General features: G+C 61.3%; 33 protein-coding genes and 1 pseudogene. 17 read left to right on the top strand and 17 right to left on the bottom strand.

The features are described 5' to 3' along the window. Nucleotides 1-15: 15 nt before the first annotated feature. Nucleotides 16-312: a hypothetical protein gene (locus XI08_RS43735; protein WP_271579183.1), complete on the bottom strand. Its 297-nt coding sequence runs from the start codon at nucleotides 310-312 to the stop codon at nucleotides 16-18. Nucleotides 313-1,146: 834 nt separating this feature from the next. Between XI08_RS43735 and XI08_RS43725 the strand changes: the two genes are divergently transcribed. Next, nucleotides 1,147-1,314 carry a hypothetical protein gene (locus XI08_RS43725; protein ID WP_271579182.1) on the top strand — a complete coding sequence of 56 codons (168 nt, stop codon included), beginning with the start codon at nucleotides 1,147-1,149 and terminating at the stop codon, nucleotides 1,312-1,314. Between the two features lie 18 nt (nucleotides 1,315-1,332). Here the strand turns inward: XI08_RS43725 and XI08_RS43720 are convergent, their stop codons facing one another. Beyond that, the gene (locus XI08_RS43720; protein ID WP_271579181.1) at nucleotides 1,333-1,581 is read right to left on the bottom strand and encodes a hypothetical protein; all 249 of its coding nucleotides are present in this window, start codon (nucleotides 1,579-1,581) and stop codon (nucleotides 1,333-1,335) included. 53 nt (nucleotides 1,582-1,634) lie between these two features. Between XI08_RS43720 and XI08_RS43715 the strand changes: the two genes are divergently transcribed. The 4 genes from XI08_RS43715 to XI08_RS43700 all read left to right on the top strand — a co-directional run bounded on the left by XI08_RS43715 (nucleotide 1,635) and on the right by XI08_RS43700 (nucleotide 3,867). Next, the gene (locus XI08_RS43715; protein WP_271579180.1) at nucleotides 1,635-1,820 is read left to right on the top strand and encodes a hypothetical protein; all 186 of its coding nucleotides are present in this window, start codon (nucleotides 1,635-1,637) and stop codon (nucleotides 1,818-1,820) included. 225 nt (nucleotides 1,821-2,045) lie between these two features. Next, entirely contained in the window at nucleotides 2,046-2,972 is a 927-nt protein-coding gene (ku, locus tag XI08_RS43710) for a non-homologous end joining protein Ku (protein ID WP_271579179.1), read from the top strand. 20 nt (nucleotides 2,973-2,992) lie between these two features. After that, nucleotides 2,993-3,238 (top strand): hypothetical protein, encoded by a 246-nt coding sequence (locus XI08_RS43705; protein WP_271579178.1) that lies wholly within the window; start codon nucleotides 2,993-2,995, stop codon nucleotides 3,236-3,238. Between the two features lie 17 nt (nucleotides 3,239-3,255). Then, on the top strand, nucleotides 3,256-3,867 hold the full coding sequence (locus XI08_RS43700; RefSeq protein ID WP_271579177.1) for a cell envelope biogenesis protein TolA: 612 nt from the start codon (nucleotides 3,256-3,258) through the stop codon (nucleotides 3,865-3,867). A 129-nt stretch (nucleotides 3,868-3,996) separates the two neighbouring features. Here the strand turns inward: XI08_RS43700 and XI08_RS43695 are convergent, their stop codons facing one another. The 3 genes from XI08_RS43695 to XI08_RS43685 all read right to left on the bottom strand — a co-directional run bounded on the left by XI08_RS43695 (nucleotide 3,997) and on the right by XI08_RS43685 (nucleotide 5,438). Then, complete coding sequence (locus XI08_RS43695) at nucleotides 3,997-4,323, bottom strand: hypothetical protein (protein ID WP_271579176.1); 327 nt, start codon at nucleotides 4,321-4,323, stop codon at nucleotides 3,997-3,999. Nucleotides 4,324-4,405: 82 nt separating this feature from the next. Continuing rightward, entirely contained in the window at nucleotides 4,406-4,894 is a 489-nt protein-coding gene (locus XI08_RS43690; protein ID WP_271579175.1) for an Hsp20/alpha crystallin family protein, read from the bottom strand. Nucleotides 4,895-4,976: 82 nt separating this feature from the next. After that, on the bottom strand, nucleotides 4,977-5,438 hold the full coding sequence (locus XI08_RS43685) for an Hsp20 family protein (protein ID WP_271579174.1): 462 nt from the start codon (nucleotides 5,436-5,438) through the stop codon (nucleotides 4,977-4,979). Between the two features lie 381 nt (nucleotides 5,439-5,819). Here XI08_RS43685 and XI08_RS43680 point away from each other — a divergent pair, with 381 nt between their 5' ends. Then, the gene (locus XI08_RS43680; protein ID WP_271579173.1) at nucleotides 5,820-6,044 is read left to right on the top strand and encodes a hypothetical protein; all 225 of its coding nucleotides are present in this window, start codon (nucleotides 5,820-5,822) and stop codon (nucleotides 6,042-6,044) included. After that, nucleotides 6,041-6,250 carry a hypothetical protein gene (locus XI08_RS43675; RefSeq protein WP_271579172.1) on the top strand — a complete coding sequence of 70 codons (210 nt, stop codon included), beginning with the start codon at nucleotides 6,041-6,043 and terminating at the stop codon, nucleotides 6,248-6,250. The genes XI08_RS43680 and XI08_RS43675 overlap by 4 nt, the downstream gene beginning before the upstream one ends. 4 nt (nucleotides 6,251-6,254) lie before the next feature. Here the strand turns inward: XI08_RS43675 and ligD are convergent, their stop codons facing one another. Then, nucleotides 6,255-7,175, bottom strand: coding sequence for a non-homologous end-joining DNA ligase (ligD, locus tag XI08_RS43670; protein WP_271579171.1), 921 nt, complete (start codon nucleotides 7,173-7,175; stop codon nucleotides 6,255-6,257). Nucleotides 7,176-7,285: 110 nt separating this feature from the next. Between ligD and XI08_RS43665 the strand changes: the two genes are divergently transcribed. Continuing rightward, nucleotides 7,286-7,471 (top strand): DUF3606 domain-containing protein, encoded by a 186-nt coding sequence (locus tag XI08_RS43665; protein ID WP_271579170.1) that lies wholly within the window; start codon nucleotides 7,286-7,288, stop codon nucleotides 7,469-7,471. 15 nt (nucleotides 7,472-7,486) lie between these two features. Here XI08_RS43665 and XI08_RS43660 read toward each other — a convergent pair whose 3' ends face one another. Further along, nucleotides 7,487-8,383, bottom strand: a complete 897-nt coding sequence (locus XI08_RS43660) for a 3'-5' exonuclease (RefSeq protein ID WP_271579169.1) — start codon at nucleotides 8,381-8,383, stop codon at nucleotides 7,487-7,489. A 366-nt stretch (nucleotides 8,384-8,749) separates the two neighbouring features. On the opposite strand from XI08_RS43660, the gene XI08_RS43655 reads away from it, so the two are divergent. Beyond that, on the top strand, nucleotides 8,750-9,016 hold the full coding sequence (locus tag XI08_RS43655) for a hypothetical protein (protein ID WP_271579168.1): 267 nt from the start codon (nucleotides 8,750-8,752) through the stop codon (nucleotides 9,014-9,016). Nucleotides 9,017-9,043: 27 nt separating this feature from the next. Here XI08_RS43655 and XI08_RS43650 read toward each other — a convergent pair whose 3' ends face one another. From XI08_RS43650 to XI08_RS43630, 5 genes are all read right to left on the bottom strand, one after another. Next, a complete protein-coding gene (locus XI08_RS43650; RefSeq protein WP_271579167.1) occupies nucleotides 9,044-9,310 on the bottom strand; it encodes a hypothetical protein in 267 nt (88 codons plus the stop codon). A gap of 131 nt (nucleotides 9,311-9,441) precedes the next feature. Continuing rightward, nucleotides 9,442-10,368, bottom strand: coding sequence for a 5'-nucleotidase (locus XI08_RS43645; RefSeq protein WP_271579166.1), 927 nt, complete (start codon nucleotides 10,366-10,368; stop codon nucleotides 9,442-9,444). Between the two features lie 10 nt (nucleotides 10,369-10,378). Further along, nucleotides 10,379-11,077: an SOS response-associated peptidase gene (locus XI08_RS43640; RefSeq protein WP_271579493.1), complete on the bottom strand. Its 699-nt coding sequence runs from the start codon at nucleotides 11,075-11,077 to the stop codon at nucleotides 10,379-10,381. 15 nt (nucleotides 11,078-11,092) lie between these two features. Then, the gene (locus tag XI08_RS43635; RefSeq protein WP_271579165.1) at nucleotides 11,093-11,542 is read right to left on the bottom strand and encodes a hypothetical protein; all 450 of its coding nucleotides are present in this window, start codon (nucleotides 11,540-11,542) and stop codon (nucleotides 11,093-11,095) included. Nucleotides 11,543-11,553: 11 nt separating this feature from the next. Beyond that, nucleotides 11,554-11,961 (bottom strand): hypothetical protein, encoded by a 408-nt coding sequence (locus XI08_RS43630; protein WP_271579492.1) that lies wholly within the window; start codon nucleotides 11,959-11,961, stop codon nucleotides 11,554-11,556. 269 nt (nucleotides 11,962-12,230) lie between these two features. On the opposite strand from XI08_RS43630, the gene XI08_RS43625 reads away from it, so the two are divergent. Next, entirely contained in the window at nucleotides 12,231-12,686 is a 456-nt protein-coding gene (locus XI08_RS43625) for an ATP-binding protein (protein WP_271579164.1), read from the top strand. 22 nt (nucleotides 12,687-12,708) lie between these two features. Here the strand turns inward: XI08_RS43625 and XI08_RS43620 are convergent. Continuing rightward, nucleotides 12,709-14,257, bottom strand: a pseudogene (locus XI08_RS43620) (ISL3 family transposase). A gap of 878 nt (nucleotides 14,258-15,135) precedes the next feature. Between XI08_RS43620 and XI08_RS43615 the strand changes: the two are divergent. Next, nucleotides 15,136-16,137, top strand: coding sequence for an ornithine cyclodeaminase family protein (locus tag XI08_RS43615; RefSeq protein WP_271579163.1), 1,002 nt, complete (start codon nucleotides 15,136-15,138; stop codon nucleotides 16,135-16,137). Nucleotides 16,138-16,151: 14 nt separating this feature from the next. Continuing rightward, a complete protein-coding gene (locus tag XI08_RS43610; RefSeq protein ID WP_271579162.1) occupies nucleotides 16,152-16,964 on the top strand; it encodes a phosphate/phosphite/phosphonate ABC transporter substrate-binding protein in 813 nt (270 codons plus the stop codon). Here XI08_RS43610 and XI08_RS43605 read toward each other — a convergent pair. After that, nucleotides 16,946-17,545 (bottom strand): HutD/Ves family protein, encoded by a 600-nt coding sequence (locus XI08_RS43605; RefSeq protein ID WP_271579161.1) that lies wholly within the window; start codon nucleotides 17,543-17,545, stop codon nucleotides 16,946-16,948. The genes XI08_RS43610 and XI08_RS43605 overlap by 19 nt on opposite strands. Nucleotides 17,546-17,786: 241 nt before the next feature. Between XI08_RS43605 and hutC the strand changes: the two genes are divergently transcribed. Next, the gene (gene hutC / locus XI08_RS43600; RefSeq protein ID WP_271579160.1) at nucleotides 17,787-18,524 is read left to right on the top strand and encodes a histidine utilization repressor; all 738 of its coding nucleotides are present in this window, start codon (nucleotides 17,787-17,789) and stop codon (nucleotides 18,522-18,524) included. Nucleotides 18,525-18,575: 51 nt separating this feature from the next. Here hutC and XI08_RS43595 read toward each other — a convergent pair whose 3' ends face one another. Genes XI08_RS43595 through XI08_RS43585 form a run of 3 tightly spaced genes read right to left on the bottom strand, consistent with a single transcriptional unit; the run spans nucleotide 18,576 to nucleotide 21,278 of the window. Continuing rightward, complete coding sequence (locus XI08_RS43595; protein WP_271579159.1) at nucleotides 18,576-19,616, bottom strand: ABC transporter substrate-binding protein; 1,041 nt, start codon at nucleotides 19,614-19,616, stop codon at nucleotides 18,576-18,578. A 13-nt stretch (nucleotides 19,617-19,629) separates the two neighbouring features. Then, nucleotides 19,630-20,490, bottom strand: coding sequence for an ABC transporter permease (locus XI08_RS43590; protein WP_271579158.1), 861 nt, complete (start codon nucleotides 20,488-20,490; stop codon nucleotides 19,630-19,632). Continuing rightward, nucleotides 20,487-21,278 carry an ABC transporter ATP-binding protein gene (locus XI08_RS43585; RefSeq protein ID WP_271579157.1) on the bottom strand — a complete coding sequence of 264 codons (792 nt, stop codon included), beginning with the start codon at nucleotides 21,276-21,278 and terminating at the stop codon, nucleotides 20,487-20,489. Before XI08_RS43585 ends, XI08_RS43590 begins: the two co-directional genes overlap by 4 nt. Before the next feature lie 767 nt (nucleotides 21,279-22,045). On the opposite strand from XI08_RS43585, the gene XI08_RS43580 reads away from it, so the two are divergent. The 4 genes from XI08_RS43580 (at nucleotide 22,046) to XI08_RS43565 (ending at nucleotide 25,308) form a co-directional block, all read left to right on the top strand. Next, nucleotides 22,046-22,780: a GntR family transcriptional regulator gene (locus XI08_RS43580; protein ID WP_271579156.1), complete on the top strand. Its 735-nt coding sequence runs from the start codon at nucleotides 22,046-22,048 to the stop codon at nucleotides 22,778-22,780. A 198-nt stretch (nucleotides 22,781-22,978) separates the two neighbouring features. After that, nucleotides 22,979-23,485 carry an ureidoglycolate lyase gene (locus XI08_RS43575; RefSeq protein ID WP_271579155.1) on the top strand — a complete coding sequence of 169 codons (507 nt, stop codon included), beginning with the start codon at nucleotides 22,979-22,981 and terminating at the stop codon, nucleotides 23,483-23,485. 229 nt (nucleotides 23,486-23,714) lie between these two features. Continuing rightward, on the top strand, nucleotides 23,715-24,416 hold the full coding sequence (locus XI08_RS43570; RefSeq protein WP_333929555.1) for a polysaccharide deacetylase family protein: 702 nt from the start codon (nucleotides 23,715-23,717) through the stop codon (nucleotides 24,414-24,416). A 19-nt stretch (nucleotides 24,417-24,435) separates the two neighbouring features. Continuing rightward, on the top strand, nucleotides 24,436-25,308 hold the full coding sequence (locus tag XI08_RS43565; protein ID WP_271579153.1) for a substrate-binding periplasmic protein: 873 nt from the start codon (nucleotides 24,436-24,438) through the stop codon (nucleotides 25,306-25,308). The last annotated feature ends 49 nt before the right edge of the window (nucleotides 25,309-25,357 follow it).

Raw genomic sequence — 25,357 nt, 5'->3', positions numbered from 1 at the left:
CGGATCTGCAGATCGTCAGCGTGGTGGCGATGCCTTGGCCCTGCATGCGGCCGCAGCGCGAGCCACCGCCATCCAATCCCGTAGCAGGCCTTTGTCCTCCTTCGAAAAAGACGCGCGCCGCTTGAGATCCTCCAGCGTCTCGCCGGGATGGCATCGCTCGAAATCCGCGCGGATCAGGGACTCGAGGTAGGTCCGGTCCCAAGCGCCTGAATCGAGATACTGGCGTGAATCGGTCCTCATGATTGTCTCTCGGCGCACGCAGTCGAAGGCGCCCGGATGCGGCACAACGGCAAGGGCGATTGTTTGGTTCACGAAGGGGTCTGCCCGTGTCGACGGTGACGGACGTCGTCAAGGCACCGATCGGGTCAAGTGAGAGGCGCGCTCAACCCGCTAAGGACGAGGAGGAGTGAGGCTCTCAAGCCTCGCCCGGTCCGGGTATGGCGGTGGCCGGCGAGACGCGGAGCGGCGGCAACGGATGCTCGGCGGAGCGGGACACCGGAGAAGGCTTGCCACCCTTGGCTTCGTATCGCTCCGCCAGCCCCAGCAATCGCCGCCTGATGAAGGGGCGGCTCCGCCGGCCAACTCGCGCACGCGATAGGCCATCGCCCGGCAGAATTCCTGCTCCAGCGCCATGACGCGTCACTCCATCAACATCAACGCTACCGACGGATAAAGTTGATGACATCTGCGGCGGCAGCGTCAAGTGGCGTCGTTCGCCGTGGCGTGCTCCGCGATTTCCCTTGAGCGGGCGCTCGTTGCGGCACTAAGCTGGTCGCGGCAGGAAAATTCAGATGTCCGAGCTGCACCTGATCCGGAAGCGGTGTCCGCACTGCGGGAAGGCGATGAAGCTTGTCCCCGACGAGACGGGCCGAGGCGGCGAGCGATACATCTGCTCCGCCTGCGAGGAGGATCCGCTGCACGACCCCGCCGCCCAAAAATGGGCCGACAGCCCGCTGCGCCCGCCAGCTAGGTAGCTTCCGAGGAATCCGGCCCTGGCGCCGAGGCCGGTAGTCCATTCGTCTTCCATTCAGGGTCTGTGGCCATCCAGCCTGCGGTGGGCCCGTTGCCGGCGACAGGACTGGCGGGATCGTCGCCGGCACACCAACTTCCTTGAAAGATGCAGCTGCAGAACAAGGGAAGGGCGCTATGTCGACCGTCGCGAAGTTGCTTGCGCGGAAGGAACGACTCCTGGCGCAACTGGAGAGCGATCCTGGGCCGAACGAGCGCGAGGAAATCGAAAGGCTGCTCGCGCAGATCGAGACCGCACTGAGCTTGCTCGAACCGGGAGATGCCGTCGGTCGGAGTGACGAGTGACTCTACTTTTGCAGTCGGTCAGAGTGTGCTCAGATCGTCCGGAACGTCCCCGAACTTCCGGATCAGCTTCGCGTCGCCGAAGTCCCCGGTCGCGGGATCCCCGCTGCGGCTGAACGCGACAGCGCCGGCGTGTCCGGGCTTGCGCGACAGCGCCTCGGCCCGCATGACCGCGGCATTGGCGCTGAAGCACTCCGTCGCCTCGCCGGCGGCGACGCCGTCGTCGGAGAAAACGAACGGTAGAGCGACATAGTAGGTCACTTCAGCCATTTGCCTCGTCCTTGCGTTCCCGAGACGGCCGAGCCCGTCCGCGGGCGTAGCCCGTGGACACCTTCGTCCGGAGCGCCTCGAGCTGCTGCTTCAGAAAGTCGTTCGCAACCAGGAGCGCCTTTCACCATCTTCCTTGCGTCGCCGCCGCAGGCTTCGATCGGCTGGTCGGCGGCCAGTTCGAGATCGCCCTCGCCTGGCGCGGCTATTTCGGGCGCAGCGGGCAAGTCAAATGTTCCTAGTTTGTTCGCCAAGAGTCAAGCGCCCGCATGCCGCCCAAGCAGCGGCGCTGTCGATTGAATTCGGCCCGGATTCCCCGGGCATCGGCAGGCGCTTGAGCTAGAGCAAGGAAAAACAAGCCCAAGGAACGGTTCGCGAAAATGAAGGAGGTTCGACCGTCGACTGTCGGAACCGGACCGCCCCGTTCGTCTTGAATCCAAGCCGTCCCAACCGGAGTTCTGCGTATCATGGCCCCGCGCGCCAACTGGAAGGGCTTCCTACGTCTGTCCCTCGTCACCTGTCCGGTCGCGCTTTACCCCGCCACCTCGGAGAGCGAGAAGATCAGCTTCAATCAGCTCAACCGGGCGACCGGCCACCGTATCAAGTACCTGAAGGTCGACGCCGACACCGGCGACGAGGTGTCCAACGAGGACATCGTCAAGGGCTACGAACTCGACAAGGGCCAGTACATCGAGGTCACCAAGGAAGAGCTTGAGGAGATCGCCCTTGAGTCGACGCGGACGATCGAGATCGACGAGTTCGTCGACAAGTCCGACATCGATCCGCGATATCTGATCCGGCCCTACTACCTGCGTCCCGACGGCAAAGTCGGCCACGACGCCTTCGCCGTGATCCGCGAGACCATCCGGGAGATGGACAAGGTCGCGATCGGCCGGGTGGTACTGACCAACCGCGAGCACATCATCGCGCTCGAACCGATGGACAAGGGACTCGTCGGCACACTGTTGCGCTATCCATACGAGGTCCGCAATGAGGCGGAATACTTCGACGAGATCCAGGACGTGAAGGTCACCAAAGACATGCTCGATCTCGCCAGGCACATCGTCGAGAAGAAATCTGGCCACTTCGATCCCGAGAAGTTCGAGGACCACTACGAGACCGCGCTGATCGACCTCATCAACCAGAAGCGCTCCGGCAAACCGATCACGCCCAAGGAGCGGCCGCGGGCGGGCAACGTCGTCGACCTAATGGAGGCGCTGCGGCGCAGCGTCGGTGAGGAGGCCGCGCCAGCGAAGGCGGCCAAGCCGGCCAAGAAGCCGAAGAAGGTATCAGCTGGCCAGAAGGAAATGCTGATGTCGATCACCGGGAAGAAGCTGGCGAAGGAAACGGCCGCCAAGAAGCCCTCGGCCAAGCCGCAGCGGAAGTCGGCCTGACCCCATCGTAGGAGAGCCGCATGGATATGAAAGAAGCTTCGGCAATGACGGAAGCCTCCGGGTTGACGGACACTCAGGGCGGCATCGAGCGGGCATCGGAAGCTGGGCCGAGCGACCGGGCGGAGCCGCGAGTATTTCAAAGGCACTCACCCCAATCGGACATGGCGGTGCGCTGGGCCGACCAGTTGCGCGAGTTGACCATGAAAGCCCCCCTGCAGTCGCTCTTCGTCGCGTTCCTGCTCGGGGTGTGGGTCGCGCGGCGCTAGGCGAGCCTGCACGCTTCATGGCAAGGAAGCTCAAGACATTTCAGACGTCGCTGGGCTTCTACGATTTGGCGGTCGCGGCACCGTCGATGAAGGCTGCGCTCGAGGCCTGGGGCGCCGGCAGCAATCTCTTCCATCAGGGTTTTGCCAGCGAGACGGATGATCCCGATGTGGTCGCTGCGGCCATGTCTAAGCCGGGAGTGGTGCTCAAGCGGCCGGCGGGGTCGTCCGGGCATTTTGCCGAGCACTCCGATCTACCAATCGATCTAGGGTCCGGCGAGAACCGAACTCAGCGTGAAACGCGTCGGCCTAAGCCGGCGAAGCGAACCGCTCCCAAGATCAGCGAGCGGGAAGCCCGAAAGGCCACAGCCGAATTCGAGAAGGAGCACAAGCGCCGCGATGTTGAGCGCCGGCGAGAAGAGGCCGCCATGGCCAAGGGGCGCGAGCGGCGGGAGAACGCGGTCGCAAAGGCTCAGGCCGCCCTTGATGACGCGAAGGCCGAGCACGACGCGACAACGAGCGCCATCGAAGCGGAGCGCGCGGCTTTGGACATGCGGGCCGAGGACGAGGAGGTCCGCTGGGAGAAGCGGAAGGAAAAGCTCGAGGCCGCCCTGCGCCGGGTGCGGGATTAGCGTCAGAGTGTCGCCTCCGCTCGCTGCGCGGGCCGGTCTCCAACTCGCTCATGAAAGCAATCAACGGTACGGCCCACGCCGCGGAAGCATGCCCCAGCAGAACCATCGTCACGACAGCCTGCGTGAGCATCATCCGGACCTCCGCTGCGCGGCGGCCCAGGGCCGCCGCAGCCGCATGGGGACGCCGCCGGGTCGGGGCGGATCGTCGTCGCCGTCGAGCCCACGCAGAGCCGCGAGGATGTCGGCGAGCCGGATCGTGTGGCCCATGCCGGGAATCTCTCGCAAAGCGGGACAGGATTCGACGGCGAACATGTCGGACGCCCATGACGACAGGATGATCCGCTTCTCCGGTACGGAGAGTTCGTCGTCATTCAGGACGTCCTCCGGAGACGCATAGTGCGCTGCCGGATGGAAGAACGGATTGAGATTGCCGGTGTTCGTGTTGGCGTTGGTCATCGATTGCCTCCCTTTACGCTCCTTTCGTCGGGACGGGTTTCGGTGAGTTTGGGCGGCGGCGATCCGCCGCCCGTGATGGTCTTTACTGCGTGTTGATCGCGATGCGCTTGACGCCCGCTCGCGGGTTCTCTGACTTGGGGACCGAGATCGTCAGGACGCCGTTCTTGAACGAGGCCTCGGCCTTGTCCTCCTCGACGTCCTCGAGTGCGATCTGCCGCTGGAACGAGCCGTAGTGGCGCTCGGTGAAGTATCTGCCTTCGTCCTTGCGCTCGCTCTTCTTCTCGCCGCGGATGGTCAGCACCCCGTTCGCGATTTCGATCTGGACGTCCTTCTCCGTCATGCCGGGAAGCTCGGCTGAGATCGTCAGCGCCTTGTCGGTCTCGCTGAGCTCGATCTTGGGCCAACCGAATTGCCCTTCCATGAGCGGCGACAGGCCCGTCCCGCCGAAGCCGCGGAAGACATCGTCGAACAGCCGGTTCATTTCGCGATGCAGCGTCATGAACGGATCGGTGCCGCGCGCCGGCGCGAGTTCCTGGTTTCTCGACCAGGGAATGAGATCACGAACTGCCATATTTTTCTCCTTCGTTGCATGAGGCAGGGAGCGCGGCCGCGCTTGCGCGCGCCGCGTTCCACTGTCGAACCTCGATCAGGCGTCAGGCCGCCTTCTTCTGCTCGATCTGCGAGGCGGGAGAGGCGCCGCTTCCAATCTGGATCCGGCGCGGCTTCATGGCTTCCGGCACCTCGCGGACGAGATCGATGATCAGCAGTCCGTCGCGGAAGGAGGCTTCCTTCACCTGAACGTAGTCGGCGAGGTTGAACACGCGCCGGAAAGGACGCGCGGCGATGCCCCGGTACAGGTATTCGCCGGCCGCTTCTTCGGGCTTCCTGCCCTCGATCGTGAGCGCATTCTGCTCGGCTGTCACGGCGATGTCATCGGCTTCGAAGCCGGCGACGGCGACCGAGATCCGGTAGTGATCCTCGCTGGTGCGTTCGATGTTGTACGGGGGATAGTGGTCTTCGCTCGCCTGGCGGAGCGTGCTGTCGACGAGGTCGGCCAGGTGGTCGAAGCCGATGGTGGAGCGCCACAGGGGCGCGAAGTCAAAGGTGGTCCTCATAACCAAGTCCTCCAAAGAGCAAGATGGATACAAGGAGCGCAAGGCTGGAGTCAGAGCGGGTCTGGCACCCGGCCCGGCGCCCGCGCCGGACCCGTGAAGGCGCCCGGCACACCGCTCTCGCGGCGAAAAATGACTTAGAAAAACGAGAAGTCGTTTCAAGGGGCGGATCGAAAAAAATCCATGCGGCGCTCGGTCGCGGTGCAGAGCTGTCGACCATTGCGGCACCGCAAACGCCGTTGGGTGATCCGACCAAGGATTTGGGCGTTCTACCGCCGCCGGAATCTTGACTCAGGTATCGCCCCGAATATTTTTGTGTCGGGAAATTCGCTTCCCGCTTTTCAACATCAAGAAGGACCGTGACGACCGTCAGGAGAGACGACGATGCTCGACGAAGACTTTGCCCGCATTCGTGCGCACCGCAACAACATCCACCGCTATCGACGGCTGCTCCAGACGAAGCTGTCGGAGCTGGAACGTCAGTTCATCGAACGACGCCTCGCCGAAGAGCAGACTGCGCTCGATGCTTTGGCCCTCGACACTTTCCCCGTCGCATTCGCGCTTCCGAAAGGCCAGTCAGATTCCGCAAGGATAGGGGCCGAGGGATGAGCGACGTCCGCGAGCTCCTTATCCGCGGCAGCGAAAAGGTCATCGGACACTATCGCCTGCTGCTGGCGAGCGTCAAAACCGAGAGCGAGCGCCAGCTCTATCGGAGCCGGATCGAGCGTGAGCAGCGGCTGCTGGCCGAGTTACAGGGTGGATTCCCCGATCGGTCCGCCGCGTATGATGTGGCGCAGGAAAGGGGGGCTGCGTGACGTCTCAAAGGTCCTCGCGCAGCCCCTTGAAGAACGGGTGCCGCACCTTCCCCTCGGCCGACTTTGCCCGATACTCGACCTCGGCGAGCAGCTTCGGCTCGACCCAGATGCCTTTGTGGGCGATCCGCTTCGAATACGGCTGGGTCTTCCGGATCAGCGGCTTCAACCGCTTCTGCAGGTCGGAGGCGGAGACCTTGTCGAAGCCGTGGTCGACTTTGCCTGCGTAGACAAGGTGCTCTCCCTTTCGCCGCCCGAGATAGATGCCGTCCCATTTCCCCTCGTCGAGCGCGAAGCCCGCGATGGTCAGCGTTTCCCGCTGCGCGCAGGTCTTTTTGACCCAGTTGTTGCCACGGCCGCTGGCATACACGCTGTCGCGAACTTTCGAGATGACGCCCTCCAGGCCGATCTTGCAGGCGTGCGCGAACATCTCGTGACCCTCCATCTCGAAGCTTTCGCTGAACTGGATCCCCGTGCCTGAGACGATCTTCTTGAGCTCGGTCTTGCGCTGGAAGAGCGGCAGTTTCCGCAAGTCGCGACCATTCAGATACAGGAGATCGAAAGCGACCAGGACGATGTTGGTGGACCTTCCTTTCAGCTCGTTCTGCAAGACCGAGAAGTCAGCGGTGCCGTCGGCGGCTGGGACCACGACCTCGCCGTCGACGATCGCCGATGCGGCTTTGATGTGCCAGGCATCGGCGGCGACCTTCTTGAAGCGATGGGTCCAGTCGTGACCGCGCCGGGTGAGGACTTTGACGGCCTCGTTCGCCAGATGTACCTGGACGCGATAGCCGTCGAATTTGATTTCGTGAATCCACCGCGCTCCGGACGGCACCTTCTCGATCGATGATGCCAAGGCCGGTTCTACGAATCCGGGGAATGGCGCCTTGACGCCGATATCGGCCGGCTTCCTACGCGCAAACGCCACGAACGAACTCCACGCAACAAACGTGATTCAAGGTGGCACATGCGGAATCGTTCCGGAACCAGTGAATCCTTGTGACGTTGCTTCGGCATCGTTCAATGAAGGAGCCGACCATGGCAAAGGCAGCGAAGAAGAGCGCGCGAGGACGCAAGCAGGACCGGGCCCGCGTCGCCGGCGGGCAGAAGTACGAAGTCGGTTACGAAGCCAAGAAGACCGGCCGCTCGGCCTCCGCCGTCAAGAAGGCGGTCAAGAAGGTCGGCAACGCCCGCAAGCGGGTCGAGAAGCATCTCGGGCGGTAAGCCAGCAAGGCCGCCTCAGATCCGGTTGGAAAACCGTGTGAACGCGGTCAGCCTCTGCACGCTAGGCTCGACGTCCTGCATGTAGATCTGGGTCCGCAGGAACGCGATCTCATCGTCGAGACCGGTCTCATCGACGTCTATGAACCAGGACTTGGGTCGCCCGTCGCTGCCGTCATTCCAGCGGTAGCCCCTGCGCTTCAAGGAATCCTTGAGCTCGAATGCGGTCTGCTCCGCCCAGACCCGCATAGTCGGCCTGCGAGCGGTCTCCAGCAGCAGCGCCAGTGCCGACGAGCCCATCGTCGGCAATTCGAAAGCGAGTACCTCCAATAGGGCGTGGCAGTCGTCGATGGCGCGGTGCGCATGGTGGAAATAGCCCGCGCCGTTCAACAGATAGCCGAGTTGGGCGCCCGCGAAACCATGTTTGCGCCAGTCGATCTCGCTCATGCTGCAACCCCAAGCTTTGTGCTCGAACACGGGCCAGTAGCGCTCCGCGAACTTCCGGTCGAAACTACTGTTATGCGCGATCGTGATGACTGCCCCGTCGACAAAGGCATTCACAGATGCCTTGTCGATCCGGTGACCGGCCACCATCTCGTCGGTGATGCCGGTGAGTGCCGTCACTTCCGCGGAAATCGGCGCACTCGGCTCGTTGAAGGCGGAGAACGTTTCGCGGACGCCGAGGATGCGACCATCGGCCGAGTATTCGAATTTGACCATCCCGAGCTCGATGATCTCGTCTCTGGCGTGATCGAGGCCGGTCGTCTCGGTGTCCAGCAGGATGCCGGTCCTGCAATCCCGCCCGATGATTGGCTGGGATGCGGCCCGCGGCACCAGGCGCCGCAGCACCCGGTAGTCGGCCGACCGGCTCAAGGCCTCGGCCATGGCTGCCAGATCGTTCGGGTCGTGAAGCATCGATTCTCAGGGATTTCGGCTCTCCAAGGACCGGTGTGCCATAAGAAAGGTCCACAAGGTACCGGAAAAACAAGCGATTCACGACGTTTTCGGCCCATGCCGATCCGATCGAGGCCGGATCCGCTCCGTCGACGTCGCTTCATCCGGATTCATATGGTGCGGTCGCCAATCGCGGCCGCGAGCTCCCGATACAATTTGCGCAAGCACCCCTAAGGCTTTCTCCCGGAGAAGGTTCTCGCGCAACGTTGCGGATAATCTGATGCGGCGCAGCAAACGCTAGGGGTCTGGTCGAAATACCTGGGTGATCCCCTTGCTGGTGCCGCGAAATGGTGTATTTCCAGCGCCCCACAAACTGGAGATTTCCCAATGACCACCTCCGCTGAGATTCGGGCCTTCCTCGAAGAACCGGCCTGCCTTGCAACAATTATGGCCGCAGTCAGGATCGAGCGCTCTCCATTGCACGCCCTCGACACCCTGATCACCGACCGGTTCGGTGAGCTGTCGCATGGCATGCGCCGACTGTTTGGCAAAGAGGTTCGCGTGGTGGTCGAGGAGATCGGCGGCCATCACGAGCGGACGGGAGCGCGAGCAGTAAAGCCGCAAATTAAGGCCCCATCGACCTATGCCGCCTGAGCGGGATAGTAGGACGTTGCTGGGCTTCTACTCCTCGGCCGGGCACTCAGGGCAGGTGTCCCCGATGGAGTCCAGTATGTCGCGCAGCTCCGCAATTGCACCTTCGGAGGAGATGCCCGCTGGTGGATCGCGCCGTGCGACCTCGAAGGCTCGCTCGCGAGCATGCGGATCGGCCCGGTCCTTCGCCCAGCCGTGCTCCTCGCATTCGTGGATGGCGCCTGCCTCCTGCAGCACGTCGATTGCCCACCCGCGCAGCGTGCGGATCGCCGGTCGCCGTTCCTTCGTCATCAGCATCGAGATCCCTCCTGCCGGGACGAATCCCTCTGTCCTTCCCCTCGTTCCGGGCGGTTAGCACGGGTCAGGGATTCGCAAACAGCAGGTCTCGGGCTTGTCCACGTGTTCCGCAGCTCAGAACCCCGCGGGGATTATCGGCTCGTCGGATCATGTGGACCGGGAACGTGGCCGGAGGGAACGACCTGAGATGCGCCGAGGACGTGCTTTTCCTGGTCGTCGAAGAAAATATGCGCCCCCAGGGCCTTCAGTATTGGACCCTTAGGTCGTACGCCCACGAAATGCGCTTCGTCGGCTGGCGTTCCCCAATCACGGAGCGTGTGTACCACGCGGGCATGGGCAGGCGCGTTGCGCGCCGTGACAATGGCAACTCGCACTCTGCTGACGCCCCGGTCGTTCATGAAGATTTGCCGGAGGATCGAGAGCTTTCTCAGGAATTTGCCGAATGGACCGCCGGACATCGGCGTTCTCGCGTTCTCTCGTTCATGCTTCAGGAAAGCCTGCAGGCCGTGAAGCTTGAAGACTTCATCGGATTCCGCGCTGAACACAACGGCGTCCCCATCAAAGGCGATACGAACTTCGTCGCCCGGATCCTCTGGGCGAGCGTCGGGGGCCGTGCCGAGTTTCGCTGCGGCGGCCCCGGCATCTATTGCCGCCCTCACGTCAGTGATCTCGTTGGAGAGAAAGAGATCCAATTCCCAAGCGGAGATGAAAGGGCCGAGCGACCGCCCGCTGGTGAAGCTGCCGGCCTTTATCCCGAGCCCGTATCGGTCGATCGAATTGAACGCCCGAAGGGAGAGGTCGGGTGAATTCCGCGAGAGAAGGAACACCTCTACGTATGGCTTTTGATCTGGCTCGTTCAGTCGCAGAAGTCTCTCCACGACTTCAAAGCCTGGCCCTTTCGCGATGAGGGCGTCCTCTCGCTCGAGCTGCAACGCCGAGTAAGCCATTACCCCTTCGTTCTCGAAAACGGCGTGCTCCTCTTCGAGATTGAAGAGGGCGCGGGTCGAAATGCCAATCCGCAGCGGTTGTGATCTGAGGTTCTCGCGTATGTCGGTCATAAGGCCTCGTCTAGCCGACCTTATCTTCCTTTGCACCTCGGGCGACGATCCGGAGCGTGCCATCCGGAAGGGGGCGCTGCAGCTTCAGAGCTCCCTCGGCGGGCGCGGTCATCCAGGTTTCTACCTCGTCGGGCGTCGTCAGGATCACCGGCATCGCCTTCGGATGAATGGCGCCGACTTCGGCGTTGGGCTCCGTCGTCAGGAACGCGTAGAGATCGTTTGTGGTCTCGCCTTCTTTGACCTTCCTGACAGATGTCCAGTTGGTCCACATGCCCGCGAAGCAGAGGAGCGGGCGGCTCTCGTCAAGCGCGAACCAGATGTCGCCGCCCTCGGCCTTGTTGAATTCGCTGAAGCTGTTGAACGGCACTATGCAGCGGTGTTCCGGACCCAGCCACTGGGTCCAGTGTTTGCTCTTCACGTTGCGGATGTTGGTAGTTCCGGAATCCGGCTCCATCCGAAGCAATTCCTTGAAATCGACGGTCTTGCCCTTGGCCTCTAGCTTCTCGGCCCGCTTCTTCGTCGCGTCCATGAGCGCCTTCTGCGACGAGGGCATGCCCCAGCGGGCGGTCGCGAGCTCCCGGCCCGCAGGGCCGCTGCGCACGATCGGCGCCTGATAATCCGGAAACACGCCTGGCATCGGGGCGAGATTGCCGATGTACCGGTTGACGACACGGAACAGTGCGCTAATGGCGGCTTGGTTGGTGGTGATCGAGTAGAGATTGCGTCAGGTCTCCGGAGCGGCCTGGCGAGGGCGCTGCGCCAACTGTAGCAGCGTCGCCGGCGGCCGGCGATTGGCCTTGGCGCACTTGCTGCAGCGGAGCCGGCTCGCCAGGTCGTGCACGAAGGTGGTCGACGGATGGCGCAGCGCTGCCATGTCGACGTCCCGTTTCGTCTTGCAGCGCGAACATTCGATTTCGAGCCATGGGTGGCCGCCGTTGATCGCTTGGTCGATCGTCGGCGACGGGTCGATCGGCTCGCCGTCCGACCACATGCGCTCGTTCCACGATTCACACAGGAGCCGGTCGGCCTGCTTGATGAGGGCTTCCCCCTTGGCCCGAGCTTGTGCGGATTGAGCGGCCAGGATCGTCGTCATGGCGCGGGCCTTGCCGAGTTCTTTGGCGAGGGCCTTGCGGTCGCCTCCGGAAAGGGGCGTCGGGTGGTGCTTCGGCGCCATCGTCCGGCGCGTCAGGTTTCGTACGACGGCCAGCAGCCGTCTTCCTCATGGCGCCCGGTCCGGTTCGTGCACGTGTTGTCCAGGAGGCGTTGGCCGACGTCTCGCCAGATCGCGTCCGGACCGTACAAGCGGGCGGCATCGACCTTCTGGATCTCGACGGTCCGGCCGCAGCGCCGGCAGCCCACCCTCAGTAAATGTTGAGGAATTTCGCTCAACCGCAGCAGGCGTCCGGACGCGCCTAGGCCCGAATGGCCGCCGTCGGCACCAGCGTCGTCCAGGAGGGCCTGCCAATACTCGGGCGGCAGGTCATCATCCGGAGCCAGCCCAGGCGCGGGAGAAGCCTTCCTGGCAACGGCGGCGGCCATCTTGTCTATCTGCTTGGGTGTCGGCATGCGCCAGCTCGCGGGGTGGTCGGTCATGTCGACTATAGAACATATCAAGAACATTAGAGTCGAGAAACGTTTTCGATCCTCTCCCCGGGCAACATCTGTTGACAGGAAGAATTTTAGCTTCCCATCGCTGAAAAAATCCCGGGAGAGCTTCGGCATTCCTCGAAAGTCCATGCCCTAACTCAAGAATTTGCATTGGCGTTCGCCCAGGTGTGTGCAAGCTTTATGCAACCAAAATCATAAGCTGGGGCGGCAGGGGAAATGGAACGGCTGGACTTTCGGGCGGGCGGCGCACCGCTATGATCACGCTCGATCCCGTACAAGCGGCGATGCTGCGCGACGCCGCAACCGAGGCTATCGAGGTCGGTGGTGATCGTGGCACCGGCAAGTCGACGCTCGCTATGGCGATCGCGGCGCAGGCGGTCGGTCAAGGCCGATCCTGCCTGCTCGTCGGCAGGAGCGATGTCCTCGATAGGCCAGCGCAGTTTCGGACGCTGGCGCAGGTTCATCCCGTTCTTTTCGAACGCGCGCATGCCGACCGCCAGGAGGGAACTCGCGCCATCGCGTCTTCCGAACACGATGCGCTTGGCGCTCGCGCGAATCTCGATCCTTTTGGGGCGCGAACCGCAATGGCGGTGCTTCCGCGCGTCCGACAAGTCGTACGGATGCACGATCTTGCGACTTCCGAACTCGACGAGTCCTCTGCAACGCGTCAGGCTCCCAGTGTGTCAATCGGCCTGCAAATTTGGCTCTGACGCAGTTTTGGTGCAGCTGGGTTTATTCTGCGCCGATTAGTCTGGCTTGAAGCAGATCGATTTTGCCACGGCCGTACATTTGGCGTCTGACGAGCTTGAGGCGCGTGATCTGCCCCTCAGTCTGTCCGTTGGACCAGGGCGAGGTGATCGCCGCCCGAACCGCCGCTTCATCGTTCGTTACGCCGCGGGCGAACGATGCAACAAGACTGGCGCGAGCGCGCTCGATCCATGGGACGAGGCCCGCCTCGGTCTTGCGTCGGATCATCAGGTGGAATTCGGCGATGATCTCGCGTGCCTCGACCAGGGGTGGCACGCCAGCTTCTACCGCAGCGACGGTCACCGTCTCTGCCTTCGATAGCGTATCCCGTCCGACGGTCATGAGACGAGCGATCGTTCTGGCCGATGGAATCCGATGAAGGGTTTCGACATCAGTCTTTTCGGCCCGCCGTCTACGAGTCGTCCACTCGCCGACAACACGAAGGGAGCCTCGGAAACCGCGCGCCCGTAAGCGGCGCCAAAGTTCAGCGCCGTTTCGGCAACCGGCTGCCCATTGGTCGTCGAGCCATGGCAGGTGCTGATCGAGAGAGCTCTCCCGGGTCCGGAAGACATCATGGCGTTCGCCGCGGATCACCTGTCGCACCAGCCCCCTGCTGTGGCCCGTCTGGCGCACTATCTGCTTGATCGGCGTCCCACCTTTCGACAGGCTCAAGATGGTCGCGTTAGCCTCCTCGCGCCGGAGATAGCCCTCATATTGGAGACGCTCCGCAGCTGTTAGCAGCTCGGGATTGATCGTAGTTGCTCCGATTGCGCTGCGGATCTGGCGCATCGATTTTCGGACGGCATCGAGGTAGGCCCGGCTGGCGTTCTCCATCAAATGCCAACGATCTGCGACCTGTACCGCGTGCGGCAGGGCCTTTGCTGCGGCTTCGCCATATCCTCCACCGCGGTCACGGGCGACGATCGCGATCGTGGGATGGGCGGCGAGCCAGGCCTGGGCGGTCGCGGGCTCACGGTCCGGCAGCAGGGTGACCACCCGGCGCCTTTCCAGGTTGCAGATGATGCTGGCGTATCGGTGATTGCGCCGCCAGGCCCAATCATCAATGCCGATAATCCTGAGCGGGTCAGCCGGCGGACGGCTACGGCGTCGAACCACGCGAAGGAGCGTATCCTTGCTCACCGGCAGCATCAGCCGTTTTGCGAAGCCTGCCGCCGGTCGTCCGCCAAGAGCCAGACCGAGGTGATGGACAATGGAGTCCAGCCTCGCCGTGCGTCGCGCTGATGGAGCCAGCACCCCTTCGTCGAAGCGCTCAGTAAAGATTTGGCGCCCGCACAGGACGGCGTCGCAGCGGAAGCGGCGGGCGACCACCAGGAGCTGTACGATCCGCCCCGAAAGCGGGAGGTCAGTCACGCGTCGCCGATACCGGCTATGGACACGCTGTTCCGCACAAGGGACACAGGCCGACGCTTCCGGACGCCCGGATCTCAATCACGGCCTTATCACCTTCGTAGTACGCACTCTCTACAACAAACCCACGCGGCACCAGACTGGAGCGGTGGAGTGCTTGCTGCATGGCGTTGATTCTCCTCCAATCAAAGCGCCACGCATCCCCCAAACTGCATCAAAAGTGAGTCAGAGCCAATATTGCAGGCCGAATGACAATTGTAGTCTCCTCTCGGTATTATTGTCGTCGATCAGGCCTCGTAGACGTGCACTTTGCTTGCACGCAATATGGAGGTACGACAAATTCGGTTTGGGAACGATAGGACGATGGTGTCGACGATACTTTAGCGTCAGCGATCCAAGAACGCGGCGGCGTTTCACCTGCACCGCTCTGGCCGCCGTCAATGGGAAGGACAGAGAGAGGATCGCGTCTACGATGTCGGATGTCTCAGCCATGCGGACAAGCGGAAACAGGGCGCCCAACTGGTCGGGCGTCGGGATGCATCGGCATCTTGATGATTGCCGGCACGACGGCATTCAAGCGCATGGAGCCGGATGCAGGTGGGAGAACTCGGATTTTGGACATGGCGAGTGCTTGGCTCTGACTCGTGCTCAATAACTTGAAATACACTGGGTCTGTAAAGGACGACGATGAGTGCGATAGCGCGCTCAAGGGTGCCTTAGCTCTTTTTGCCGTCGACAAAATCGAGGACGGCAAGAAGTTGTTGGGCCTCATCGCCGGCAGTGCAGAGGCTCATGCAACGTTCCCTGGCTGACACGAATTCACTTCAACGCCCCGACCTGGGATTTCGAGCGCTGAGCTCGCTCTCAAGCCGCGAGATTTTTGACAGTTAGTCGTTTTCCGCAGCGAGGCGCCTTGACGGTTTTCGTCGAAACTAACGCGCAACTAACGCGCTGCACAATGGCGTGTGCCAGATCGCGTGGCCGCGTTGACTTCCTACTTTCTTGCGATAATGTATAGACATATTAGGTTGAGGAAGCTGCGCCATGCCGCCAATCTATATCTCTTACCTGAACCGCCTCGACATCGACGAACTCAAGATTACCAACGACGAGATACTCGCGGCCATCGAAACGAGCCTTGCGGCGCAAGGAAGAGGTGACACGGTTATCGAGCCACGGATGCATCTTGAGCCAGGTGTCGCAAACGGGCATTTCAACGTTTTGCGCGGGGCTATAAAGGCGCCGATCGACCGAGCTGGGGTCAAGATCGTCGGCGACTTCGTAGACAACTACAAGCTTGGTCTTCATTCGGAGCTTGGTGTTCTGGCATTATTTGACCCCTGGACCGGCGCTCCAAAGGCAATCATGGATGCCAGCGGTATCACCGATATGCGAACAGGGGCGGTCACGGCAATCGGCGCCAAGTATTTGGCGCGCAAGAACTCCAAGGTTCTTGGTCACATCGGTGCCCGGGGGACTGCCTATTGGAATGTCCGGCTGCTGGATCATCTGTTCAATTTCGACGAGATCCGCGTCCATTCGCGCCGAGAGGAGAGCCGCAATAGTTTTGCGGCACGGCTCAGCCAGGATCTAGGCAAAAAGGTAGTGGCAACAGCGGATTGGAAATCGTGCCTTGAGGGGGCCGACATAGTGGTCGAGGCGTCCCGTCTCGACAAGCCGACGCCGATGCTTAAAACCGAATGGATCAAAAATGGCGCCTTTGTCGTGCCTTACGGAACGATGAGCGCAATCGAACTTTCGCTGACCGATATCATGACGAAGCTGGTCGTCGATGATTGGGGGCAGTGCAAGGGCGGAAAGTTCGGCAGCCTTCGTGCTCACGTCGAAACGGGCAAGCTTTCCGAAAAGACGCTTCATGCCGAACTAGGCCAGATTGTCGCTGGTCTGAAGCCGGGCCGTGAGAGCGATGCGGAAACCAATCTCCTTTGGCATCGCGGGCTCTCGCTGTCTGATATCGCGTTGGGCCACGCGATGCTGGAAAAGGCCGAACGGGTTGGAGTGGGGCAGCGCTTGCGCTTTGCCTAAACGCTGGTCCTGACATGCGCTACACCGCCAATGCGCGAATGTATTCGGTAAACTCCGAGGCAGCGGCCGCGTGGAAGGAGTTGTTCAGCTGGCTCGCTCGCGACAGCGGCGTCGATCTCGATATTATCGATCATGCCTTTCCGCTTGCCTTGGCAGATCTGTGGTTACGCCAAGACCTCGGCTGCGCCTTCATCTGCGGATTTCCGTTCATGTTAGCGACACGCCGGCTCAAGCCGGTGGTCGCGCCCATTCCCTCGAAATGTTCGATTCCGGGACGCCCGTTTTATGCCACGAGGCTTCTGGTGCGCTCAGCCTCGGAATTCCACGCGATCGAGGACACTTTTGGCGGTAGGCTAGGGTACACCGTCCAGGACTCTCATTCTGGTTATAACGCGCTGCGTCACCACCTGCTGCCATACTACCGGCGGCGACGCACCAAGCTCTATCGCGAAAGTGTCGGTCCGCTGACGACCCCACGACGGGTCATAGACGCGATTATCGCCGGCGATATCGACATTGGTCCGCTCGACAGCTACGCGCTGGACCTGATGATCCGTCACGAACCGGAAATTGGCTCCCAGGTCCGGATCGTTGCGACGACCGAACCAGCGCCAATACCATTTCTAGCGGCTGCACCTGGCTGCCCCGACGATATCGTTGAGGAGTTGCAAGCAACGCTCACGACCTTTGGAAAGTCGCCCGAGTCCGCTCTCCTGAGGGATCAATTGTGTCTGGACGGCTTCGCTCCCGTCGAAATTGGCGACTACGAACTGATGTTGCGTTGGGACACCGAGGCGCGCTCGGCGGGCTACGCCCATCCGATCTGACCGCGGCATATACGGAGCAGCGCAAGATAACATCCAGTTTCGGCTGCCGGGGTGACTTTACAGTTGCCGTCGCTTTCGCGCGCCAAGATAGCGGCGTCACCGCGCGCCAGCGTTGCCTTCGCACCGAAGGATTGAAGGTTGACGTCGCCAAATGATGCGACGACTACCGCGACATCGTATCTCATAAAGTCGCAAACTGTCGGTTGCCTGATGTGCACGAGCCGATGCTCAAACGCGCCGCGCAGCGTCATGACATTAAGATCCCTGATCTCGCCAGCGTGCAGGCGAGCGGCCGCGCGGGTGTCGCCGGGAAAGTTCACCGGTTCGGCATTGCGATCAAGTACAATTGGCGCAGAATCTCCTATCGTCAGGGATAGTCCGTCCCCCTCGAGGACAGCGAGGGTACGGTCAACGCCGGGAAATTCAGAGAAAGGCCCATCCGAAGCCACGCGCGCCGTACTGATGCGCCAGTCGAATGCATCCAGCGACGCGCTTGGTGGCGAAATAGCAATCTCTGTCGTCGAACCGCCTCCCTTCTTCCAAGGCGACGTTCGACATTCAGTGGTGCGAACGATCTTCATGACGGCTCGAGATTGATCTGGATCGAATTGTTGGCACAGGTCCATCGCCTGGACATACTTGGCGTTATTCCAGAATTTGTCTATACATATGGATGGGATTTCTAGGCTTGCTCTGAAGAGGCCGCTTTTGCAGGCTTCGGTTGCTTTTTTTCAAGCTGGCCTTGTTGTGGCGGCAGCCATGGTCGGTTGCACAGGATCGGATGTTGCGCTTCCACCGCCGACTTGGAGATCTATTCTTAGAATGAGCACGGTAGCAAAACGGGGAAGTGGGACGGGGACGACCCTCCATCAACGCATCCGGGGCGACATTGAAGGCCGCATTCTTTCGGGCGAGTGGCCGCCCGGCTACCGGCTTCCGTTCGAGCATGAGATTATGGAGACATATTCGTGCGCCCGCATGACGGCGAACAAAGTCGTTTCGGCGCTGGCAGCGTCCGGCCTGGTAGAACGGCGCCGCCGAGCTGGCAGCTTCGTCGCACGTCCGAAAGTCCATTCTGCCGTACTGCAGATCCCCGATCTCAAGGCTGAGGTCGAAAGTCGCGGCGAGCGGTATGGCTACGAGTTGCTTGACCGGCAGCAGCGAGGCGCAACTAGAGAGGACATAGGGCGACTCGAGGTTCATCTTCGCGAAACAATTCTGGCGGTACGCTGTCGTCATGACGCCGCGGAGCAGCCCTTCGCGCTAGAAGATCGCTTGCTGAATCTGAAGGCGGTGCCTGATGCTTCTCGTCAGGACTTTTCGGTCGTGCCGCCAAGCACATGGTTGGTCGACCACGTGCCGTGGACTGAAGCCGAGCACCGCATATCCGCGTTCAACGCTGATGCTGCCGTTGCCACCGAACTTGCGATAGACGTGGGGACAGCATGTCTCGTCATCGAACGATGGACGTGGCGCAACGGTGAGCCAATTACTGCGGTGCGATTTACCCACCCCGCGCAACTATATGACCTGGTCGCCAGATTTACCCCGAGCGGCTAGTCTTTCCGTTATCCGGTAGCTTGGTCGCTTCGAGATCGTCGGCAGAGCGGATCATTTCGCTTTGGCTGCTTCGACGTACTGGTTCGTCCACAAATCGTTCTCGGAAGACTTTGCGTCGAACTCCTTGCCGAAGTTGGTCCCTACCTCCTTCGCGAAAGTCAGCGCATTCTGCATGCTCTGAACGTCAATTTTACCGCCATCGACGACGCCGCTGTTCATCGTCTTGAGCGCGGCGGCAATAGCTTGGGGATCCGCTTTTGCGAAGAACTGCTTTTGTATCGCGCTCGCAGTCTCGTCCGGCTTACCTACCGCCGCAGCACCGCCTTCTTGCAGGGCCTTTGCTGTCTTTGCGATCAGATCGGCCGTCGCCTGGCTAATGGGTTTCTTGGCGACGAGCACCAGGTAGGGCTGGTTGGCAAGCAGCGGGAAATCGTCGCCAAGCGACACAAGTACAACGCCAGTTCCGGCCTTTTCGGCGAGGAATCCTTCCGGTGGAGACAGCACAAAGGCGTCGATCCGCTTTGCCTCGAGCGCGGCTTGAATGGCTGTTGGATTACCAACCTGAGCCACCTTGAGGTCGTTCTTTGGATCAAGACCGCCTTTGCCCGCGAGCCAGCGCGCCGCGATCTCCTGCGCGCCTGCAAGCGCAGTTGCGCCGACGAGCGTGCCCTTCATGGCAGCGAGCTTTTTCTCCAACGGATCGGTTGTCTTAACGCCGGTGCGTTCCAATAGTGCGGGTGAGACAACAAGCTGGAGCGTGACCTTCGACATTAGGGAGTAGACGATTTCGAAAGGCTGGCCCTTTGCCGCTGCTCGCAGCATCGAATCGGGGCCGACAGCCGCAAGTTCGATGTCGCCGGAATCGAGCGCAGCCAGCGCAGAGGCGTCGCCGCCGGGCAACGCAACGACTGTTGCTGTCAGTCCGTTTGACTTGAACGTGTCTAGAGCGCGGGCCGACCAGATAGGTAGGAAACTCAAAGTTGGAGCGCCTAGCCCGATCCGCACCGCTTGCTGTGCATTGGCCAGACTGGACGCCATCGCCAACGTAGCCCCGATGACGGCAACCTTTGCTACGCTAAGGATCGTGCGCATGAAGATCTCCATTTTAAATGTCGACCGGACCGGTCCCCGATAGCGAGCGCCACCGCAGCAGACGGCGCTCGAGGCGACCAGCAAGGAAGTTCGCTACGGTTACGAATGCAAGGAGGATTACGATCCCGGCGAATACGCCGGCCGGATCATATGTCGACGAGGCTTCGTGGATGAAGAGCCCCAGCCCCTGGGCGGAGGAGGTAAACTCACCAACAATCACGCCGATGACACTGTACGGAATCGCAAGCCGCATACCCAACATGACGAACGGGGCGGCTGCCGGGAGAAATACGTGATAGGTGAGCTGTCGCTGGTTTGCTCCCATCACCAGGGTCAGATTGACGAGTTCGCGATCGACGCTGCGGACGCCAGCGAACACGTTGTAAAAGACTAGAAAAAACACCATGATCGACGCGAGCGCGACTTTCGAGCCCATCCCGATACCAAACCAAATGATGAAGAGCGGCGCCAGGGCGATCTTTGGCACGCCATAAAACGCCATCACGTATGGTTCGAAAATGCGCGCCAGACGGGGCGACCGGCCGAGGGTGTAGCCGCCGACCACACCGCCTGCGACGCCAAGGACGTAACCGAGCACAAGCTCCTGGCCGGTGGTCCAAAGATGCGGATAGATCTCACCCGAGGCAAACAGCTCGTAGAGGCGTTGGGCGACCGCGGTAGGCTTGCTGACGTAGATCTCTTTGATCAGTCTTCCGGACGAGTACTGCCAGAACAGAAGCAGAGCGACGCCCGGCAGAAGTTTCAGAAAAAATTGAAGCGTCCTGACAATGTTTGCGGGGAGAGCTCGGCGAGGTGGCTTGGCATCCGTGGAGGTGGGATACGCCAGGTCGGTCATCGGCTTGCCCTCGCTCAATGAACTTGTCCGGTGTCGATCTGCGAACGGAACTCGGTCCACACGGCGTCGTAGGCGGCGTCGAAACCTGGATTGCGAAATGGCTCGAACATATTGCGTGGCCGCGGGAGATCGATTGGTATGTTAGCGAGTAGGCGGGATGGCCGCTGGCTCAGTACGACAACGTGATCGGCGAGCAGAACGGCTTCCGTGATGTCGTGTGTTACGAACACGACGGTCGCTCCTGCTTCCATGGACAGCTTCTGCAAATCGCTCTGCATCACCATGCGAGTTTGCGCGTCGAGCGCCCCGAAAGGCTCGTCCATCAGTATGATATCTGGACGGTAAACCAGCGTTCGCGCGATCGAACCGCGCTTCTGCATGCCGCCAGAAAGCTGGCTGGGATAATAGTGTTCAAAGCCCTTGAGGCCGACGGAGCCGAGCGCGTTCGCGACCCGCTTACTGCGTTCCTCGGTCGCAACGCCCCGCAACAAGAGGGGAAGTTCGACGTTCTCGGACAGGGTCTTCCAAGGGAATAGTTGAGCTTGTTGAGGCACGAAGCCGACTTCGGTGTTGATCGAAGCGACCACGCGGCCTCGATGGCGTACCGCACCGCGGGTTGGGATCAGGAGCCCGGCCGCCATCTGGAGCAACGTACTCTTGCCGCACCCGCTGGGACCGATAACCGCGACGAATTTCCCACGATCGACCTCGAAGCTGATTCCATCGAGCACACGGATGTTCGCGCGCTGTCCCGGGGACGGAAAGTCCTGTCCGATCCCGTCGAAGGCGAGTACGCGGTCGGTCATTCCGGTTACCCCTTATTCGAACATGTCTATACATAATCGAAGCCACCAGAATGAGCAAGTTGGCAGGGGTGATGAGATTTCGAGCTATTGAACGCTGGGTGGTCTTCAAGAAAGTTGGAGCCAAACCAGCGTAGGGTCCGTCGACATGGCGCACACCATCGCTGCAAGGTCTCTATCTGGTGGCAAGTTCGCCCTTTGGTTGTCCGCCGTCGGTGCTTACCTGATCGTGCAGCGAAGGCTTACCAATGGTCAGACCTTATTCTGTGCCGATTTCCCGTCAAATCCAACGGCGTCTGGAATGACCTCAATCTAGCAGCAGGCGCCGGTGTGAAGCTCAACGCAGAAGTCGCTAAAGGGATCTCCGCCAGGAGCGGTTGTCTGTTCGCACCGCCGCCACTCCGACGCGGGCAGGCGTGAAACGATGTCGGAGAAGTCGAATCGCAATCGGCGGATGGTCGTACGGGCGATGGGAATCGATCTCGGCTGGTCCGTTGGGTCGGGCAACACGCCAGTTGACGTCCGGCCGCACGGCCGCGAGGGTCACGCCAGCGGTATTCCATTCGGATACACAAAGGTCATGATAAATCAGAGCCAAGGTGCTTGCCTAGCAAATGCCGGCGGGAGCAACATGCGGCGGTGCAGCGTGGGTTTCGTATCTCCTATCATCCTGTTCGATGCAGGATAAGCCCGACGCGACGCATCTCGACAAGTCGCAATTGCATGACTATCAAATCTGCCGTTGGCGAACGGCACCCCGAGGAATGAACGTGACCAAGTCGACCGCGCGCAAGCGCCAATCCGCAACGACTGCCCTCCGTGCAGCAGCGGCAGAGGCGCCGAGGCGTCTGCGGTCGGACGGTAGCGTCACCGAGGCGACCTATCGAAAGCTTCTAGACCTGATTGAATCGCAGCAACTTGCGCCGGGTGAAGTAATCGAGGAGCGACGCCTGGCACTTCGTCTGAAGGTGTCGCGTACTCCGCTGCGTGCAGGAATCAGCCGTCTGCTCGGCGAGGGTAGGCTGGAACAGCTCTCGAATGGCTCGGTGATCGTTCGCAATATCGGCGTCGCCGAATTGCTCGAACTGATCCATCTGCGACTCATTCTTGAAAGCGAGGCGGCTTCACTTGCCGCGACCCGTATCAGCCTCGATGTGCTGCAGCCGATCAAGGCCAGCCTTGAGAAGATCGTGTCCACCGCTGAAATCACCAAGGCCAAACACTGGACGCTGGACGACGAGATCCACGACCAGATCGCCAGTCATTGCGGCAACCGCTCTCTCGCCGCCCTGATCGGAGAGACCCGCCGCAAGATCAGGATGTGCAACGTCGAGCGGCGTCCCGAGCGTCTGTTGCCGGCGTGTCGCGAGCATCTTGCCATTGTTGACGCCATCATCAAGAGAGACGCGGCGGTAGCGCGCCATGCCATGATCCAGCATCTCACCAATGTCCGCCAGGGCATGCTGGAAACGTTCGGGATATTCTTGCCCGACAGTCACGGCTGATCGCCATCTCTGCAAGGTCCCTGGCCAGCGCAGGCTTGTTCAACCGCGCTGCATTCTGCTCGATTTTTCACCTTCGATTGCCGCCGATGTGCGCGGAGGTCGCTGCTTGCGACCTTGACAAAGCAATAACGCTGAGGCCCAATGGTATACCACTGGTATAATGAGCCGGCCTGTACCGGCGCCGGGACATCAGCTCTCATGAACGATTCTCCTTCGTATACGGTTTCGCTCGAGCCGCTGTCCGCCGCGGCCTTTGCTCCTTTCGGCGACGTGGCTTCGCGTCCGACCGGCGAACGAAGGCGCTACCTTCCGACCATGCAGAACCGTGCGGACGAGGCAAATTCGTTCTCGCTCTGGATCAGCGGAGCGGTGACGTTGGGACGACTTCCACTGCGAGCTACCATGCTGGAGCGGCACCCATATTCCGCGCAGACCTTCGTGCCGCTCGGCTCCGCGCGCTATTTGGCCGTGGTCTGCTCAGCCGCACCTAATGGTGATCCTGACCTGACGACGCTGCGCGGGTTCATCGCGAGCCCCGACCAGGTCGTCACTTACGCGCGCAATGTGTGGCATCATCCGATGACTGTGCTCGACGCCCCCATGGAGTTTGCGGTGGCGATGGGGCTAACCGGCCTGCACGACGATGATGTGTTCTTCGGTCTCGATGTCGCGGTGACCATCGTGATGCCGCCAGCAGGCTCATAGGAGGCAAACAACCGTGCCCGCTCAGGCTGATCACGATCGCGATTTCATCGGCTATGGACGTAATCCGCCGGATCCAAAATGGCCTGGCGCTGCGCGCGTCGCGCTCAATATCTGTATCAACTATGAGGAAGGGTCGGAGGCGTCGTTTGCTGATGGTGACGGCGTCAGCGAGACGGCGCTGACGGAGGGCGGGGGCGGCTTCGAGGGACGGGATCTCGCTGCGGAATCGATGTTCGAATATGGCAGCCGCGTCGGCTTCTGGCGGCTGATCCGGTTACTGGCGGAGCGCGGCATGACCGCCACCGTGATGGGTTGCGCCCTCGCGCTGGAGCGCAACCCGGAGGCGGCCGCGGCCATCCGTGAGCATGGATACGATGTGTGCGCCCATGGCTGGCGCTGGGAGCGGCATCAGCATCTCCGCGAAGATGAGGAGCGCGAGCGGATCAGAAAAACGATTGCGAGTCTCACCCGGACGACCGGTGAGCGGCCGCTCGGCTGGTATTGCCGCTACGGCGCGGGCGTGAACACCCGCCGGCTGGTGGCCGAGGAGGGTGGCTTCCTTTACGATTCCGACGCCTACAATGACGAACTGCCGTACTGGACCACCGCCGCGGGCAAGCCGCATCTGATCGTCCCGTATGGTCTTGTGAACAACGACGCCAAGTTCATCCGTGGCGCGATGACGACGGCTGACGATTTCTTCGTCTATCTGAAAGATGCCTTCGACATGCTTCATGCCGAAGGCGCAAGCGCGCCGAAGATGATGTCGGTGGGCCTGCACACCCGGATCGCCGGCCATCCGGGCCGGGCTGCGGGCCTCGCGCGGTTTCTCGACCACGTCGCCAAGCGTGATGCGGTCTGGATTTGCCGGCGCGCCGACATTGCCCGGCATTGGATTGCCACCCATCCCGCACAACCCGTGAAGCCTTGAGCATGGAAGGACCCGACCGATGACGCTCCGATCGAAGCATCTTGTAATCGCCTTGATCCTGGCCGGGATCCAGGTCGCAGGCTGGAACCCGGCTCACGCTCAGGAGGCAGATCATCCCTCCGATAAGCCGCTGGTGGTCGCGTCCGATTTTGGTGTCGCGCCATGGATGGTCCGAGGAGCGAACGGACCCGAGGGCTTCGGCGTAGATCTGATTAACGAGATAGGTAAGGAACTCGGCCGTTCGAAGGTCGAAATCGTCGACATCAACTTCTCGGGGCTGTTTGCGGCGTTGTTTGCCAAGCGGGTCGAATTCCTGGTCAACCCGCTCAACCTGACAGCCGAACGATCCGAGCGGATGCTCTATACCGAACCGCTATTTACCACCGGAAACGGCTTTCTGGTCCGTGTCGCCGACGAAATGAAAGGCTTTGAAGATCTAAAGGGCAAGGCGGTGGCAGTGAATCGCGGCACGATCTCAGACACCTGGGCGACCGCGAATGCCGAAAAGTACGGGTTCGAGGTGCAGCGTTACGATACCTTTCCGGACAGCGTGCAGGCCGTGCTGACCCGGCGCGCGTTCACCGCGCTGAACGAGATTCCGACGACGGTGTATGCGGCCAGCCAGAACAAAACGATCAAGGTTGGCCACAAGGACTTCAACGGCCGCAACTTCGCCTATGCGTTCCGTTTGGAGGACGCCGAGTATCGCAACAAGGTCGAGAGCGTGATTGAATGCATGAAACTCGACGGGCGGCTGCGCAAGCTGCACGAGAAGTGGTACGGGGCCGCTCCGGATCCCGGCTCGGCGATCGAGACGGTGTTTTTCGGCTACGGGCCTCCCGGCTTCAAAGGCTTCGAGCCGACCGCCCACATTCCGGCGTGCAAGAAGTAGCCAGGCACGAGAGCCGGATCGCAAGGCGGTCCGACCGCCACTTGGTGAC

Origin of the sequence: Bradyrhizobium sp. CCBAU 11361 (assembly GCF_028128935.1) — a bacterium.
GTDB lineage: Bacteria > Pseudomonadota > Alphaproteobacteria > Rhizobiales > Xanthobacteraceae > Bradyrhizobium > Bradyrhizobium niftali.
This window is presented reverse-complemented; position numbering and strand designations above follow the sequence as displayed.